A 16,384-nucleotide genomic window follows, 5' to 3' on the forward strand; every position below is an offset into this window, starting at 1 on the left:
GGTGCTCCTTCTAGCTGCGCCTTCGCGGTGCGCTGGACTCCCGGACGACCAGGTCCGGCTGGAAGATCACCTGCCGGTGCCGGTGCCGCTCCGGGTGGGCGACCTCCTCCAGCAGGAGCTCGATGGCCGTGCGGCCGAGCAGCTCGCGCGGCTGCCGCACCGACGAGAGGGGGACCGCCGCGGCGGCGGCGAAGTCGATGTCGTCGTAGCCGACGATCGCCATGTCGTCGGGCACGCGCAGCCCGCACGCGGCCATGGCCTGCAGGAACCCGAGCGCGAGCAGGTCGTTGGCGCAGAAGGCGGCCGTCGGCCGCTCGCCCGCGGGCATGGCCGCGACGCGCTCACCGGCGGCGCGCCCGGCCGCGGCGCTGAGCATGGGCATCGAGGAGTCGATCAGCTCCACGCCCCCGGCCGCGGCGACGGCCCCGGCCACACCCGCGTGCCGGTCGGCCACCTGTTTGATCGACGGCGGCCCGCCGACGAACGTGATGCGGCGATGTCCCCGCTCGATGAGGTGGGCGGCGGCGATCTGGCCGCCGAGCCGGTCGTCCACGGCCACCGAGCACTGGAGGCCGGTGGCGGCGCTGTCGACCAGCACCACGGGCGTCCCCCGGGCGGCCAGCTCGGCCAGCCGGGGATGCTGCGCGTCGACCGGGGTGATCAGTATGCCCATGACGCGCTGCTGTTCGAGCTGGTCGAGATGGCGCCGCTCACGGCTCGGATCGGCCCCGCTGTTGCACAGCACGACCATCGTGTCGTGCTCGTCGGCCAGCGCCTCGGCGCCCTGCGCGACGTCGGCGAAGAACGGGTTGGCCACGTCCAGCACGACCAGGCCGACCGTGCGGCTGCGGCCGACGCGCAGGTGGCGGGCCACCTCGTTGCGCACGAAGCCCAGCTCGCGGATGGCGTCGAACACCCGTGCCCGGGTCGCCGGCGCGACGATCTCCGGCCGGTTGAGCACGTTGCTCACGGTGCCGACCGAGACGCGCGCCAGACGCGCGACCTCCTTGATGCTCCTTGTCGCCATGGATCCTCACGAGGCCGCGCCGGGGGTGAACGTCGCTCATCATAGCGGCCTTGAACATTCTTTTGAATCGACTCAACCTGCGGTTTCTCTGGCAACCGCTTACCGGAACAATATTCTACTTCGCGTTTCATTGTGACCCCGCCGAATGCCCCGTCAACCCACCCACCGAACGGACTCGGAGCGAGGGAGCCGGTCCCGCGCCTCCGAAGACGGCGGACGGCCGCGTGCGAGCCCCGTGCGATCGAGCCGGGAAGCCGCGTCAGCGGACCGGAGTCACGAACCTTCGGGCGCAGGTCCCCCGCGGTCCATCCGGGAAGCCGGGTTGCCGGGCCGGAGTCACGAACCTTTGGGCGCGGCTCCCCCGCGGTCCAGTCGGGAAGCCGGGTCGCCCGCAGCGGGTCCCGTACCCGTGGGCGATGGCGGGTCCACCACGTGGACGCGGACCGCCCGGAACTGGGCGGGCGTCTCCCGCAGCACCGCCAGCCTGGGGTCCGGGACCGTCAGGAACGGCTCCGCCTCCAGCGCCAGGAGCGGCGCGAGCCGGCGGTCGGCGCGCAGCGCGTCCACGGCCCGCCGGTCTCCCCCGAGCACCACGGCCTCCAGCTCCGGCAGGTACGGCGTCAGCACGCGCAGCGCCGTGTCGGCGGCCTTGTCCAGCGCCTGGTCCGCCTGGTTGCGGCGCCGTCGGGCGAAGCGCTGCTGGGACCAGCCGCCCGCCGCCGTGCGGCCCTGGACGAGCCGGGAGCCGACCTTGGACGCCACCAGCTCCGAGCCCTGGAACACCCCGGCCGCGTACCCGCCGAGCCGTACCAGCACGACACCGATCCGCCGCTCCGCGCGGGCGTGCGCGACGAGCCGGGTGACGTGCGGCGGCCCCGGGGGCATGGGCGGGAAGGGCGCGTGCAGCTCGGCGAGCGCCCCGTCGGCGGCCACCAGCCGCACCGCCCGGTCGTCACCCGTCGCCTCGAACGGCCCGTGCCGGTCAGCGAACCCGTCGATCCACGGGTGGACCCGCTCGGGGGGCACGGACACCCACCGCCCGCCGCCCTTGGCCGGTCGCGCGCTCATGCCCGAAGGCTACCCTTGGCCGGTCGCGCGCTCATGCCCGAAGGCTAACCGACGCGCCCGCTCCACCGGTCGGCGGAGCGGGGTGTCCGGCCGGAAACGACCGCGCGCGAGCCCCACGACATGCGCAGTGCGGGCCGCCCGGCGGCGTGCGGCACGCGAGAGAGGCCCCGGCGGTGACCCGAAAGCCGCCGGGGACAGGAGAAGGGCCGGTCAGAGGCGGCAGGCGTAGATGTCGGTGACCAGGATCGCGCGGGCGCCGATGTCCCAGAGCTGGTCCATCACCTGCTGGTGGCCCTTGCGCCGGACCATGGCGCGGACCGCGACCCAGCCCTCGCGGTGCAGCGGCGACACCGTCGGGCCCTCCATGCCGGGCGTCAGCGCGATGGCCTCCTCGATGCGCTCGGCGCGGATGTCGTAGTCCATCATGACGAAGTCGCGCGCGTGCACGACGCCCTGGAAGCGGCGCACGAGCTGCTGGACGCCGGGTGACTCCGGGGCGCTCTGCCGCTTGATCAGCACGCCCTCCGAGCGCATGATCGGCTCGCCGAACACCTCCAGGCCGACGTTGCGCAGCGTCGTGCCGGTCTCGACGACGTCGGCGATCGCGTCGGCCACGCCGAGCCGGATGGCGGTCTCGACCGCGCCGTCGAGCTTGATGACGCGCGCGTCGACGCCCGCGTCGGACAGGTACTTGCCGAGCAGCCCGGTGTAGGAGGTGGCCACGCGCATGCCGTCGAGGTCCTTGACCGACGAGAGCGTGCCGGGCCTGGCGGCCAGGCGGAACGTGGAGTCGCCGAAGCCGAGCGGCATGATCTCCTCGACCGGCGCGCCGGAGTCGACGAGCATGTCGCGGCCGGTGATGCCGGCGTCGAGGGTGCCCTCGCCGACGTAGACGGCGATGTCGCGCGGGCGCAGGAAGAACAGCTCGCAGCCGTTGTCCTCGTCGAGGACGAACAGCTCCTTGCTGTCCCGGCGGGGCCGGTAGCCGGCCTCCTTGAGCATGGCCTGGGCGGCTTCGCTGAGGGCGCCCTTGTTGGGTACTGCCAGTCGGATCATGTCGGTGTCGTCTCTTCGTGTCTCGCGGGTGCGGGCGTGGGTCGGGCGAGGCGGGCGCCGGGCGCCCTAGAGATGCTTGTAGACCTCGTCCAGCCCGATGCCCTTCGCGAGCATGAGCACCTGCACGTGGTAGAGAAGCTGGGAGATCTCCTCGGCGGCCCGGTCGCTGGACTCGTGCTCGGCGGCCATCCAGCTCTCGGCGGCCTCCTCGACGACCTTCTTGCCGATGGCATGGACGCCGGCGTCGAGCGCGGCCACGGTGCCCGACCCCGCGGGCCGGGTGCGCGCCTTCTCGGACAGCTCGGCGAACAGCTCTTCGAAGGTCTTCATGGTCTCTCTCGTCGGTCGGCTGACGTGCACGACCAGCCTAGTCGGCCCGCGTGGGTCGCACGTCCGGTGTCCGGAACGCGAGACACGATGCCGGCGAACTGATCTTGACCCCATTCTGTCATTCATCTATGGTCCATTTGGCAAATGAACAGGGGAATTTTCGACCAGCCGATGGAGGCTTTTGTGCCGACGGAAAGCCTCTTTCCGCTTTCGCTCCGTACACTGCTCCGCCCCGAAATACTGCGCGACCCCGCTCCGGTGTACTCGGCATGGCGCGAGAACGACCCGTTCTTCTGGTTCGAGGAGCTGGGCACCTGGGTGCTGACGCGTCACGAGGACTGCACGGCGGTGCTCAAGCGGCTCGACTGCTTCACCTCCGACTGGCGGCGGCTCGGCGAGGGCGTCCCCGGCGAGCTGGTCATGCTGCAGACCGTGGACCCGCCCGAGCACCCTCCCGTGCGGCGGCTGCTCACGGCCGCCTACCGGGCGTGCGACCACGTCGCGCTGGCCGGGCGCACGGCCTCCCGGGTCAGGGCGCTGCTGGCCGGGGTGGACGGGCGGACGGCCGACTTCGTGGACGAGGTGGCCCTGCCGCTGACGGTCGGGACGATCTGCGACCTGCTCGGCGTCGACCCCCCGGACCTCGCCCTGCTGCGGCGCGTGTCCCCGCCCGTCATCGACACCATGGACGCGGGGCTGCGGCCCGAGGTGATACCCGCCGGGCTCGCGGCGCGCGCGGAGCTGGACGAGATGATCGAGCGCTGGATGAGCGACCACCGTCCTGGCGGCATGTTCGCATATGTCAGTCAAAAACTCGACGGTCTCGGCGCGGATCGTCGTTTGGTAATGAATTCCCTGCGGTCCACATTTCACGCCGGTTTCGAATCGTCCGCCCGGCTGCTGTCGCTCGCGCTGCTCGCCTTCACCGATAATCCGGGCGTCCTTCCAAAATTCACCGTAAATCCGGAATCCGCCGTGCAAGAGGTCGTCCGTTACACCAGTCAGGTGCAGGTGCTCGCCCGCGGCTGTCTGACGGACACCGAGGTGGGCGGCCACAAGGTGCGCGGCGGCGACGGCGTGACGCTGATCATCGGCGCCGCCAACCGCGACCCCGCCGTCTTCCGGGAGCCCGACGCCCTGCGCCTGGGCCGCGACCCCAACCCGCACCTCGGCTTCGGCCGCGGCCTGCACGCCTGCCTGGGCGCCGGGGTCGCGTCGATGCAGGCCAGGGTGCTGTTCACCGAGCTGGCCGGCTACGCGGGCGTACGCCGCGACGGCGAGCCGGTCATGTGGGACAGCGGCACCCTGCGCGGGGTGCGAGCCCTGCCCGTCACGCTCTCCCGAGGAGGTGATCCCGCATGCGCTACGCCTACTGACCGGTAGCCGCATGGCCGGTCGCCCGATGACCGGCGCGGCCGGCCGCGCCGGCGTCCCACCCTCCGAGGAGGCCCCATGGACCGATCCACCGGCCGGCCCCCCGATCCTTCCCCCGGCCCGTCCTCCATCACGCCCGACGGCCTGGTCGGCGGCCCGGCCGATGTTCCCGGCGATCCGGCCGACGTCTCGACCGGGGGCGCGGCCGATGTTCCCAGTGACCCGGCCGACGTCTCGACCGGCGTCTCGGCCGTGACGGCGCGCGGCCGCTACCGCGATGCCCTGGCCGTCCCCGAGTTCCGTGCCCTGTTCCTGTCGCACGTGGCGGCCATGCTGGGCACGATCATGACCCAGTTCGCGCTCACCGTGCTGGTCTACCGCCAGACCGGGTCGCCGTTGCTCTCGGCCCTGGTGTTCACCGTGGCGTTCGTCCCCTACCTGTTCGGTGGGGTGCTGCTGTCCGCGCTGGTCGATCGGGTGCCGGTCCGCCGGCTGCTGGTGGGGTGCAACCTGGCCACGGCCGCGCTCGCCGCCGTGATGGCGCTGCCCGGGCTGCCGGTCGTGGCGGTGCTGCTCGCCGCGTTCGCGATCGGCCTGGTGGCGCCCGTCTTCGCGGGGGCGCGGGCCGCGGTGCTGCCCCGTGTGCTCGACGGCGACGTCTACATAGCCGGTCGCAGCCTCTTCCGGCTGGTGGCGCAGGCCGCGCAGGTGAGCGGCTTCGCGCTCGGCGGGCTGCTGCTGGTCGTGGTGACGCCGCGAACCGTGCTGCTGATCGACACGGCCGCGTTCCTGGTGTCGGCCGCGGTGCTCGCCGCGGGTGTCAGGGTCAGGCCGGCCGCCTCCGCCGGGACCGCGGCCTCGCTCGTCCGCGACTCGGTGGGCGGCCTGGGGCGGGTCTTCCGGGTCGTACGGCTGCGCCGGGTCCTGGTGTTCGGCTGGGCCGCGCCCGCGCTGGCGGTGGCTCCGGAGGCGCTGGCGGCCCCGTACGCGGAGCTGAAGGGGTTCGGCACGCTGGGGCTGGGGCTGCTCATGTCGGCGCTGCCCGTGGGCACGGTGCTGGGTGAGGTGCTGTGCCTGTGGATCGCCTCGCCGCGGCGGCGGCTGCGGCTGATCGTGCCGCTGGCCCTGCTGATGTTCGCGCCGCAGCTCGGCTTCGGTCTGTGGCCGGGGCTGCCGTCGGCCGTCGCGCTGCTCGTGCTGTCCGGCATGGGCCTGGCGCACGATCTGGGGCTGGACGCGCTGCTGGTGGACGCGGCCCCGGAGAGGTTGCTCGGGCGGGCGCTGAGCATCCAGACGTCCGGGCTGATGTTCTGGCAGGGCGTCGGCTTCGCCGTGGCGGGCGCGGCGGCCCAGCTCGTCCCGCCGCCGGTCGTGGTGGCGGCGAGCGCGGCGCTGGGGCTGGCGCTGGTCACGCTGCTGCGCCCCGGCCGGCCCGCCGCCCGGACGGCGCCGCCGCCGGACGTCGCGCCGGAACGATCGGGGTGACACCCCACGAGATCAGGCCCGGGCGAACGGGTCGATGAACCGGGTAAGCACGTGACCGCAGGCTGTGGCGTGAACACTGACAATCCCGCTGATACGGTTCAGTGAAACTTTCATGCCGGAGGTGCGCGTGAAGAGGCCGACGATCGCCGACATCGCCAGGCGGGCCGGTGTCTCGAAGGGCGCGGTGTCCTACGCGCTGAACGGCCGGCCGGGCGTGTCGGACGAGACGAGGGCGCGCATCCAGGCGATCGCCCAGGAGATCGGCTGGCGGCCGAACGTCGCCGCGCGCCTGCTGACCGGGGCCGGCTCGGGCGCGATCGGGCTCGTCGTGTGCCGCCCGGCGCGCTTCCTCGGCGTGGAGCCGTTCTTCATGGAGCTGATCAGCGGCATCGAGGACGAGCTCGCGGCCCGCTCCTGCGCGCTGATGCTCCAGGTGGTCGCCGGCCACGAGGCCGAGATCGCCGTACATCGCCGCTGGTGGGGCGAGGGGCGGGTGGACGGGGTGATCCTCGTGGACCTGCACGCGGACGACCCGCGGGTGCCGGTGATGGAGCGGCTGGGCATGCCGGCGGTGGTGATCGGCCACCCGTCCGCGGCGGGCTCGCTGCCCGCGGTGTGGTCGGACGAGGCGGCCGCGATGCGCGAGGTGATCGAGCACCTGGCGGCGCTCGGCCACCGCCGCGTCGCCAGGGTGGCCGGTCCGTCCGCCCTGGCGCACACCGCGATCAGGGACGCGGCGTTCACCGAGTCGCTCGCGGCGCTGGGGCTGGAGGAGACGGCCGTCCCGCACACCGACTACACCGGCGAGGCGGGCGCCCGGGCCACCAGGCGGCTGCTCAGCTCGCGCGCCAGGCCCACGGCGATCGTCTACGACAACGACATCACGGCGCTGGCGGGCCTGTCGGTGGCCCGGGAGATGCGGCTGGAGGTGCCGGCCGACCTGTCGATCGTGGCCTGGGACGACTCGCCGCTGTGCCAGGTGGTGCGGCCGCCGCTCACGGCGCTGACGCGGGACATCCCGGCCTCGGGCGCGCGGGCCGCCGGGCTCCTGCTGCGGAGGGCGGCCGGCGAGGAGATCTCCGGCGTGGAGGAACCGGCGGCGCGCCTGCGCCCGCGCGGGAGCACCGCCCCGCCGCCCCGCACCGCCCCCTGAACCGCTTCATCGCGGCGGCCCGGCGGCGGGACCACGGCCGACGGCCGGCGGGCTGGAAACATTCCGGCAATCTCGATCGCCGCCTATTGTAACTTACCCGTTTAAGTGGTGAGATCCCCATACCCGTGAATTCGGGCGCCGGGCGCGGGATGCCCCGCACATTCCGCATGCCTCCGCCAGGGGAACCGGGCGCCCATCCGACCGACAGATCGGACAGCCCCCATGCGACGAACGACGGCAGTCTGCAGCACGGTCCTGGTGGCACTCCTGAGCGCCGCGTGCGCCACCAGCGGCCAGTCGGAGACCAAGCAGGCCGACCAGAACGCCCCCGCGAACCTGTCCTTCTGGTCCACGGGCGGGGACGACGAGACAGCGATCTTCCAGAAGGCGGCCGACCTGTACAAACAGTCGCACCCCAACGTGACGATCAAGGTGCAGACCCTGTCGTGGGACGACGCGTACGCCAAGCTGCTGGCGGCGGCCACCAGCCGCAGCGGCCCGGACGTCCTGTCCGGCGGCATGACGTGGACGATCCAGTTCGGTGCCCGCGGGGCCATGGTGGACCTGCGTAAACACGGCCTGGACGCGCTGAAGGCGCAGGCCCAGCCCGCCCAGTGGGAGTCGGCCGTCTCCCCCGACGGCTCGGTGTACGGCGTGCCGCTCGACATGTCGACGTTCGCCCTGTTCTACCGCAAGGACCTGCTGGAACAGGCCAAGATCGACGCCCCGCCCAAGACCTGGGAGGAGCTGGTCGCCGACATCGACAAGCTCAAGGCCGCCGGGGTGAAGAAGCCGTACAGCCAGGACTGGGGCAACCTCGACTGGATCGGCTACTTCAACTACCTCTACCAGGCGGGCGGCACGTTCTACACGCCCGACTGCAAGCCGTCGCTGAACACCCCGCAGGCCGAGCAGGCGCTGACGTACTGGGTGGATCTCTACCGCAAGCACGGCGCGCCGACGGCCCAGGTGGAGGGCTCCGACGCGCTCGACACCGGCACCGCGCTGGTGGTCGCCGGCAACTGGATCGCCAAGGGCATCGACATCAACAAGCCGAAACTGAAGGGCAAGTGGGCGATGACCACGCTGCCCGCGGGTCCGGCCGGGCCCACCACGTTCATCGGCGGGCGCGCGATCGGCGTCACGTCGTTCAGCAAGTACGCCCAGATCGGCGCCGACTTCGTGAAGTTCCTCTACTCCGACCCGGCGATCACCACGATGGTGGACGAGGCCAAGAGGCGGAACCTGCCCTTCATCCCGCCGCGCCCCGACAAGGTGGTGTCGGACTCGACGTTCACCCCGGAGCAGGCCCAGGTGTTCGAGGCCTCGATCAGGACCGGCAAGGCCGCGCCGGGCTGCCCCGGCTGGGACGAGAGCGCCGGGGACGTGGCCAAGCAGCTCCAGTCGGCCATCCTCGGCAAGGCGGACGTCAAGACCGCGCTGGCCGAGGCCGCGAAGGTCATGGAACGCAACGCCGGATAGCCGCCCGCCGGGACCGGTGGGCGCCGGTCCCGGCCACCGATCCAGGAGCCTGACATGGCCGACATGGCGACCTCCGCCGTGACCACTCCCCTGCGCAGCGCGCTGCGCCGCTACGGCACCTCGTACCTGATGCTGCTGCCGTTCCTCGCGCTGTTCGCGGGCTTCCTCATCTGGCCGCTGGCCAACTCGCTGTTCCTGAGCTTCACCCGGTTCGACGGGATCAACCCGGCCGTGTTCACCGGCCTGGACAACTTCCGCCAGCTCGCGGAGGACGCCAGGTTCCACCACGCGCTCGGCAACACGGCCCTGTACGTGGTGGCGTCGGTCGGCCTGGGCACCCTGCTCTCGCTGGGCCTGGCGCTGGCCTTCAGCGGCACGAGCTGGCCGCACCGGATCATGCGCACCCTGTTCTTCCTGCCCTCGGTCACCTCCTCCATCGCGCTCATGCTCCTGTGGAAGTGGGTGCTGTTCCCCAGCGACGTGGGCCTGGCCAACACGATCGTGGGCTGGTTCGGCGGCAAGGCCGTCGCCTGGCTGGCCACGCCGGGGCTGACCGTCCCGGTCCTCGTGCTGATGTCGGTGTGGGGCGGCATGGGCTACGGCATGGTGCTGTACGTGGCGGGGCTGGGCTCGATCCCGGAGGAGTACTACGAGGCGGCCCGGATCGACGGCGCCTCGGCCTGGCAGCAGTTCCGCCGGATCACGCTGCCGCTGCTGCGGCCGGTCACCACGTACGTGGTGGTCACGGGGCTGATCGGGGCGTTCCAGGTGTTCGAGGCCGTGTACATCGTCTTCCGCGGCACCAACAACGTCGGCGGCGTGCTCGACTCCGGCCTGATGATCGTCCCCTACCTGTACGACCAGGGCTTCACCCACTTCAAGCTCGGCTACGCCTCGGCGATCGCCTGGGTGCTGTTCCTGATCATCTTCGTGCTGAGCCTCGTCAACCTGCGCCTGGGCCGCGCGATGAAGGAGCTGTGATGGCCGTCGCCCCGCTGGACACCATCGCCCCCGCCCGTCCCGCCCGGCAGCCGGAGCGGGCCGGCGACCGGCGCACCCGGGTCAACAGGCATCTGCTGCGCCTGCCGTTCTACCTGCTGTCGCTGACGATGATCGCGCCGTTCTACTGGCTGGTCATCACCGTCTTCAAGCCGCCGGCGGAGCTGGCCAGGACACCGCCGTCGTTCGTGCCCGAGTCGCCCACGTTCCACAACTTCTACGACCCGGCGTGGTCGGCCCAGCGGATCAACCCGGGCCACCTGCAGGGCATCTTCCAGCGGTTCCAGGTGGACTTCGGGTTCTGGCGGTTCCTGTTCAACAGCCTGTTCATCACCGGTGCCATCACGGTGGGATCGCTGCTGGTCTGCTCGCTGGCGGCGTACGTGATCGCGAAGCACGACATCAAGGGGCGGCGGGTGATCTTCTTGATGATCATCGCGTCGATGATGGTGCCGTGGCAGACCACGCTGATCCCCAACTACGTGATCATGCGGAACCTGGGCTGGCTGGACAGCTACGCCGCCTACATCGTGCCGGCGCTGGCCAAGGCGTTCGTGCTGTTCTTCCTCGTGCAGTTCCTCCAGTCGCTGCCGAACGAGCTGATCCAGGCGGCCCGGGTGGACGGCGCCGGGGAGTGGCGGATCTGGTGGACGATCGTGCTGCCGCTGCTGCGGCCGGCCCTGGCCGCCATGTCGATCTTCATCGTGCTGGCGGAGTGGAACAACTTCCTCTGGCCCCTGATCATCGTGCAGAGCGACGAGATGGCCAACCTGCCCGTGGCGCTGGCCAGGCTCAACTCCTACTTCGCCGGGCCCGACCACCAGGGCGCCATCATGGCGGGCGGGCTGCTGGCGTCGGTGCCGACGATCGTGTTCTTCCTCGTCTTCCAGAAGTACTTCACCCGGGGCATCGCGCTCAGCGGCCTCAAGGGCTGACCGCGCTCCGCGCTCGCGCACCACGCTGGGCACCGCTCCGCTGGAGGGACGACCGGACGTCGACACGGCGACCGTCCCGATGGGACGTACCGCCGGAAACGGCGAGGCCCGCCGTACCGCTCTCTTCGAGTGGTACGGCGGGCCGTCGAGGATGGTGCGCGGGTCAGCGGCCGTAGCGGCGCTCACCCGAGCGGAAGTTGTTGCCACGGCCCTCGGAGCGGAAGCCGCCCGAGCGCGGACCGCGGTCGTCGCCACGGTAGCCCGCCGAGCGATGGCCGTCACGGGGACGGTCCTCGGAGCGGACGCCGCGCTCACGGTCGGCCGAGAACGGCCGGCCACGGTCACCGGTGCGGGGGGCGCGGTCGTCGGCCCGGTAGCCGCCGCCGCGCGGACCGCGGTCGTCGGAGCGGAAGCCGCCGTCCCTGGGGCCGCGGTCGTCGGAGCGGAAGGGGCGGTCGTCGGAGCGGTAGCCGCCGTCGCGCGAGCCCTGGCCGTCGCCGCGGTAGCCGCCGCCGCGCGGACCGCGGTCGTCGGAGCGGTAACCGCCGTCCCTGGGACCACGGTCGTCGGAGCGGAAGCCGCCGTCCCTGGGACCACGGTCGTCGGAGCGGAAGCCGCCGTCCCTCGGACCGCGGTCGTCGGAGCGGAAGCCGCCATCCCTCGGACCACGGTCGTCGGAGCGGAAGCCGTCCGTGCGCCGGCCACGGTCGTCGCGGCGGAAGCCGCCGGAGCGGCGGTCATCGCCGAACGAGCGCGGGCCGGAGCCCTGCTCGCCGCCGGAGGCCGGAGCGCCGTCGTCGTGGCGGCGGGGCCGCCGGTCGCCGTCGAAGTCACGGCGCCCACGACGGCCGCCACGACGGTCGCCGCCCTGCCCGCCACCGTTGCCGTGCTCGCGGCGCGGCCGCAGCGGCTTGCGGACGTCGGGCTCCCACACCGGGATGGACTCGCCACTCGGGACGCGGGCGCCCGTCACCTCGGCGACCCGCGGGTGCCCGGGGGTGGCCTTGAGGCGGAACGGCTGGATGCCGGCCCGGCGGGTGAGCTGGTCGGTGGAGCGGCGCTCGTTGGGCAGCACCAGCGTGACGACGGTGCCCTTCTCGCCCGCGCGGGCCGTGCGGCCGCCGCGGTGGAGGTAGCTCTTGTGGTCCTGCGGCGGGTCGACGTGCAGCACGAGGCTGATGTTGTCGACGTGGATGCCGCGGGCCGCGACGTCGGTGCAGACGAGCACGTTGACGGAGCCCTCGCGGAACTCGGCCAGGATGCGGGTGCGCTGGTTCTGGCGCTTGCCGCCGTGCAGGCCGCCCGACTTGACGCCGACCCGGGCCAGCTGCTTGCACAGCCGGTCCACGCCGTGCTGGGTGCGGACGAAGATGATCGTGCGGCCCTCGCGGTTGGCGATCTCGGCCGTGATGTCGAACTTGTCGTCACGCGTGACCTGCATCACGTGGTGCTCCATGGTGTCGACCGGGGAGGTCGCGGGGGCCACGGAGTGCGTGATCGGGTCCTTGAGGAAGCGCCGCACGAGCTTGTCGACGTCGCCGTCGAGCGTGGCGGAGAACAGCAGCCGCTGCCCGCCGGCCGGGGTCTGCGCGAGCAGCTCGGTGACGACGGGGAAGAAGCCGAGGTCGCACATGTGGTCGGCCTCGTCGAGGACGCTCACCTCGATGTCGGACAGCGAGCACTCGCCCTGGCGGATGAGGTCGCCGAGCCGGCCGGGCGTGGCGATGACGATGTCGACGCCGCGCCGCAGCGCCTCGATCTGCTTGCCCATGGACATGCCGCCGACGATGACCTTCATCCGCAGGCCGAGGCCACGGCCGAGCGGCTCCAGCGCGTCGTGGACCTGAAGGGCCAGCTCGCGGGTGGGGACGAGGATCATCGCGCGGGGACGGCCCGGCGCGGGCCGGACGCCGGCCAGGCGGGCCATGGTGGGCAGGCCGAAGGCGAGCGTCTTGCCGGAGCCGGTCTGGCCGCGGCCGAGGACGTCGGCGCCGGTGAGGACGTCGGGGATGGTCGCGGTCTGGATGGGGAAGGGGCTGTCGATGCCCTGGCGGGCCAGGCCGGTCACGAGCGGCTTGGGAAGACCCAGCAGCTCGAACTCGGAGATGCCCTGCTCGGAGGCGAGCTTGGCCAGGCCCTGCTCGGGGGCGAGCTCGGGCAGGCCCTGCTCGGAGGCGAGCTCAGGCAGGCCCTGCTCGGGGGCGAGCTCGGGCAGGACAGCGTCAAGCATGGTCACGAACGTCGTGCCTTTCAGTCGAAGTGGCGCGTCACTTCTGCGAAAGGACGAGCCAGGACGTGCGGCGCCGTGCCGCACTCATTGCCAGGCGCGGGTGATCGGCACCCGCTGGGGTGGGGACAGGCCCGGCCGGTGATCTCACCGGCACGCATCAGGGCCGTCTACGCGCACCCGCTTGCCGGCCGCAGGCGGCGAACGCACGCGATGGTGCGTTAGGTGCACGTGGTGCCAACGCGGGGAAGACCTCGGGTATTCCCCGGCCGGTCCGACTCTCGGACCGTGGCACGGACGCGGCCGGCACCGGGGTGCCGGCCGTACTGCTCAGAACGTACTGCTGGAACTGCTCAGAACGTGGTGCTGAAAGTTGATACTGCTGACTGATGCTGAAGGTCAGGAGATCAGACGTTGAAGCCTAGCATACGCAGCTGCTCACGGCCCTCGTCAGTGATCTTGTCGGGGCCCCACGGCGGGAGCCACACCCAGTTGATCTTCACATCGGAGACCATACCATCGAGCGCGGAGTGCGCCTGATCCTCGATCACGTCCGTGAGCGGGCAGGCCGCACTGGTGAGCGTCATGTCGATGGTGGCCACGGGGCGGCCGTCCTCGACGGGGTCGAGGTTGAGGCCGTAGATCAGGCCCAGGTCGACGACGTTGATGCCGAGCTCCGGGTCGACGACGTCCTTGAGCGCCTCCATGACCTCCTCGACGGTGGCCTCACCGTCGAACGTGGTCGGTGTCTCCACCGGCTTGCTCATCTGCTGGCACTCCTCACTACAGCGTCCTTGTAGGCCATCCACGACAGCAGCGCGCATTTGACCCTGGCCGGGAACTTCGCGACCCCGGAGAACGCCACAGCGTCGCCGAGGACGTCCTCGTCGGCCTCCACCTGGCCCCTGCCCTGCATGAGCCGGGTGAACTCGTCGACGACCGACAGGGTCTCCTCCACCGTGGAGCCGGCGGTCAGCTCGTGCAGGACCGACGCGGCGGCCTGGCTGATGGAGCAGCCCTGGCCGTCGTAGGAGACGTCCTCGATCCGGCCGGCATCGCCGAGCTTCACCCGGAGCGTGATCTCGTCGCCGCACGTCGGGTTCACGTGGTGGACCTCGGCGTCGTACGGGTCACGCAGCCCCCGCCCCTGCGGGTGCTTGTAGTGCTCCAGGATCAGCTCCTGGTACATCGACTCGCCGATCATGGCTATGCGAACACTTTCTGGACGTGGTGGAGGCCGCGCACCAGGGCGTCGATCTCGCCCGTGGTGTTGTACAGGTAGAACGACGCCCGCGTGGTCGCCGGTATTCCGAACCTGAGGTGCAGGGGGCGGGCGCAGTGGTGGCCGACGCGCACGGCGACGCCGAAGCTGTCGTCGAGGATCTGCCCCACGTCGTGCGGGTGGATGCCCTCCAGCGTGAAGGACAGGGTGGCGCCCCGCCGGTCCAGCGAGTCGGGCCCGATGAGCCGCAGCGTGGGCACCTCGCGCAGCGCGTCCAGCGCGTACGCCGTCAGCGTGCGCTCGTGCGCCTCGATGGCGTCCAGGCCGACGGCCTGGAGGTAGTCGACGGCCGCGCCGAGGCCGATGGCCTCGACGATCGGCGGGGTGCCCGCCTCGAACTTGTGCGGGATCGGCGCGTACGTCGAGTGGTCCATCCAGACCGCCTCGATCATCTCGCCGCCGCCCATGAACGGGGGCATGGCGTCGAGCAGCTCGCCGCGTCCCCACAGCACGCCGATACCGGAGGGGCCGAGCATCTTGTGACCGGTGAAGGCCACGAAGTCGACGCCCAGCTCGGCGACGTTCACGGGGTGGTGGGGCACGGACTGGGAGGCGTCGAGCATCACCAGGGCGCCCACCTCGCGGGCGCGCCGCAGCACGTCGGCGACCGGGTTGACGGTGCCGAGCACGTTGGACTGGTGGGCGATCGACACGATCTTCGTCCGCTCGGTGACCAGCTCGTCGAGGTTCGACAGGTCGAGCCGGCCCTCGTCGGTGACGCCGAACCACTTGAGCGTCGCGCCGGTGCGCTGGACGAGCATCTGCCACGGCACGATGTTGGAGTGGTGCTCCATCTCGGAGATGACGATCTCGTCGCCGGGGCCGAGCGCGAAGCGCGGGTCGGCGTCCTGGCCGGCGCCCTCGCCGCCCGGGGCCCACAGGTGGGGCCCGAAGGCGTGGGCGACCAGGTTGAGCGCCTCGGACGCGTTCTTGGTGAAGATCACCTCGTCGCGTGAGGGCGCGCCGACGAACGCGGCCACCTTGTCGCGCGCGCCCTCGTACGCCTCGGTCGACTCGGCGCCGAGCACGTGCATGGCGCGCCCGACGTTGCTGTAGTGCATCGCCAGGTGCTCGCGCACCGTCTCGACGACCGGCGTGGGCTTCTGCGATGAGTTGCCCGAGTCGAGGTAGACGAGCGGGCGCCCGCCGGGCAGCTCGCGGGAGAGAACCGGGAAGTCCTTCCTGATCCTCTCCACGTCGAAGCTGGTGGGATAAGTCATGCAGTCGCCTTCGTGTACTGCTCGTAGCCCTCGGACTCGAGCTTGTCGGCCAGCTCCGGCCCACCCTCCTCGACGATCCGGCCGGCCGCGAAGACGTGGACGAAGTCCGGCTTCACGTAGCGCAGGATGCGGGTGTAGTGGGTGATGAGCAGCACGCCCGTCTCGCCGGAGGCGCGGAAGCGGTTGATGCCCTCCGACACCACGCGCAGCGCGTCGACGTCGAGGCCGGAGTCGGTCTCGTCGAGCACCGCGATCTTGGGCTTGAGCAGCTCGAGCTGGAGGATCTCGTGGCGCTTCTTCTCACCGCCGGAGAAGCCCTCGTTGAGGTTGCGCTGGGCGAAGGCCGCGTCGATGGACAGGGCGTCCATGCCGCCCTTGAGGTCCTTGGCGAACTCGCGCAGCTTGGGCGCCTCGCCGCGCACCGCGGTGACGGCCGAGCGCAGGAAGTTGGACACCGAGACGCCGGGGACCTCGACGGGGTACTGCATGGCGAGGAACAGGCCGGCGCGGGCGCGCTCGTCGACCGACAGCTCCAGCAGGTCGACGCCGTCGAGCAGCACCTGACCGCCGGTGATCGTGTACTTGGGGTGGCCGGCGATGGCGTAGGCCAGGGTGGACTTGCCGGAGCCGTTGGGGCCCATGATGGCGTGGGTCTCGCCGGAGCTCACGGTGAGGTTGACGCCGCGCAGGATCGCCTTGTCGTCGACGGCGACCTGGAGGTCACGGATCTCAAGGGTGGACATTGT

General features: G+C 71.6%; 15 protein-coding genes. 6 read left to right on the top strand and 9 right to left on the bottom strand.

Annotation, left to right across the window (positions count from 1 at the left end; all coding sequences use genetic code 11):
- Positions 1–10 precede the first annotated feature (10 nt).
- The 4 genes from ACIBG4_RS35765 to ACIBG4_RS35780 all read right to left on the bottom strand — a co-directional run bounded on the left by ACIBG4_RS35765 (position 11) and on the right by ACIBG4_RS35780 (position 3,481).
- Positions 11–1,027: a LacI family DNA-binding transcriptional regulator gene (locus ACIBG4_RS35765; protein WP_397206164.1), complete on the bottom strand. Its 1,017-nt coding sequence runs from the start codon at positions 1,025–1,027 to the stop codon at positions 11–13.
- Positions 1,028–1,363: 336 nt separating this feature from the next.
- Positions 1,364–2,095 carry an acVLRF1 family peptidyl-tRNA hydrolase gene (locus ACIBG4_RS35770; protein WP_397206166.1) on the bottom strand — a complete coding sequence of 244 codons (732 nt, stop codon included), beginning with the start codon at positions 2,093–2,095 and terminating at the stop codon, positions 1,364–1,366.
- A gap of 210 nt (positions 2,096–2,305) precedes the next feature.
- Positions 2,306–3,151, bottom strand: coding sequence for an ATP phosphoribosyltransferase (hisG, locus tag ACIBG4_RS35775; protein WP_310708957.1), 846 nt, complete (start codon positions 3,149–3,151; stop codon positions 2,306–2,308).
- 66 nt (positions 3,152–3,217) lie between these two features.
- A complete protein-coding gene (locus ACIBG4_RS35780) occupies positions 3,218–3,481 on the bottom strand; it encodes a phosphoribosyl-ATP diphosphatase (protein ID WP_214636287.1) in 264 nt (87 codons plus the stop codon).
- 258 nt (positions 3,482–3,739) lie between these two features.
- On the opposite strand from ACIBG4_RS35780, the gene ACIBG4_RS35785 reads away from it, so the two are divergent.
- From ACIBG4_RS35785 to ACIBG4_RS35810, 6 genes are all read left to right on the top strand, one after another.
- Positions 3,740–4,864, top strand: a complete 1,125-nt coding sequence (locus tag ACIBG4_RS35785) for a cytochrome P450 (RefSeq protein WP_397206169.1) — start codon at positions 3,740–3,742, stop codon at positions 4,862–4,864.
- A gap of 69 nt (positions 4,865–4,933) precedes the next feature.
- Positions 4,934–6,340 carry an MFS transporter gene (locus ACIBG4_RS35790; protein WP_397206171.1) on the top strand — a complete coding sequence of 469 codons (1,407 nt, stop codon included), beginning with the start codon at positions 4,934–4,936 and terminating at the stop codon, positions 6,338–6,340.
- Positions 6,341–6,467: 127 nt separating this feature from the next.
- On the top strand, positions 6,468–7,493 hold the full coding sequence (locus ACIBG4_RS35795; RefSeq protein WP_397206173.1) for a LacI family DNA-binding transcriptional regulator: 1,026 nt from the start codon (positions 6,468–6,470) through the stop codon (positions 7,491–7,493).
- Between the two features lie 258 nt (positions 7,494–7,751).
- Entirely contained in the window at positions 7,752–8,975 is a 1,224-nt protein-coding gene (locus ACIBG4_RS35800) for an extracellular solute-binding protein (RefSeq protein ID WP_397206175.1), read from the top strand.
- Positions 8,976–9,029: 54 nt separating this feature from the next.
- Complete coding sequence (locus ACIBG4_RS35805; protein WP_397206177.1) at positions 9,030–9,956, top strand: carbohydrate ABC transporter permease; 927 nt, start codon at positions 9,030–9,032, stop codon at positions 9,954–9,956.
- A complete protein-coding gene (locus ACIBG4_RS35810) occupies positions 9,956–10,909 on the top strand; it encodes a carbohydrate ABC transporter permease (protein ID WP_397206179.1) in 954 nt (317 codons plus the stop codon). The genes ACIBG4_RS35805 and ACIBG4_RS35810 overlap by 1 nt, the downstream gene beginning before the upstream one ends.
- A 163-nt stretch (positions 10,910–11,072) precedes the next feature.
- Here the strand turns inward: ACIBG4_RS35810 and ACIBG4_RS35815 are convergent, their stop codons facing one another.
- The 5 genes from ACIBG4_RS35815 to sufC all read right to left on the bottom strand — a co-directional run bounded on the left by ACIBG4_RS35815 (position 11,073) and on the right by sufC (position 16,381).
- On the bottom strand, positions 11,073–13,139 hold the full coding sequence (locus ACIBG4_RS35815) for a DEAD/DEAH box helicase (RefSeq protein WP_397206181.1): 2,067 nt from the start codon (positions 13,137–13,139) through the stop codon (positions 11,073–11,075).
- A gap of 404 nt (positions 13,140–13,543) precedes the next feature.
- Positions 13,544–13,903, bottom strand: coding sequence for a metal-sulfur cluster assembly factor (locus ACIBG4_RS35820; RefSeq protein ID WP_397206183.1), 360 nt, complete (start codon positions 13,901–13,903; stop codon positions 13,544–13,546).
- A complete protein-coding gene (sufU, locus tag ACIBG4_RS35825; RefSeq protein WP_310708949.1) occupies positions 13,900–14,340 on the bottom strand; it encodes a Fe-S cluster assembly sulfur transfer protein SufU in 441 nt (146 codons plus the stop codon). Before sufU ends, ACIBG4_RS35820 begins: the two co-directional genes overlap by 4 nt.
- 2 nt (positions 14,341–14,342) lie before the next feature.
- Positions 14,343–15,638, bottom strand: coding sequence for a cysteine desulfurase (locus ACIBG4_RS35830; protein ID WP_397206185.1), 1,296 nt, complete (start codon positions 15,636–15,638; stop codon positions 14,343–14,345).
- Entirely contained in the window at positions 15,635–16,381 is a 747-nt protein-coding gene (sufC, locus tag ACIBG4_RS35835; RefSeq protein WP_310708947.1) for a Fe-S cluster assembly ATPase SufC, read from the bottom strand. Before sufC ends, ACIBG4_RS35830 begins: the two co-directional genes overlap by 4 nt.
- Positions 16,382–16,384: the final 3 nt, after the last annotated feature.

The organism is Nonomuraea sp. NPDC050383 (genome assembly GCF_044459125.1).
Classification (GTDB): domain Bacteria; phylum Actinomycetota; class Actinomycetes; order Streptosporangiales; family Streptosporangiaceae; genus Nonomuraea.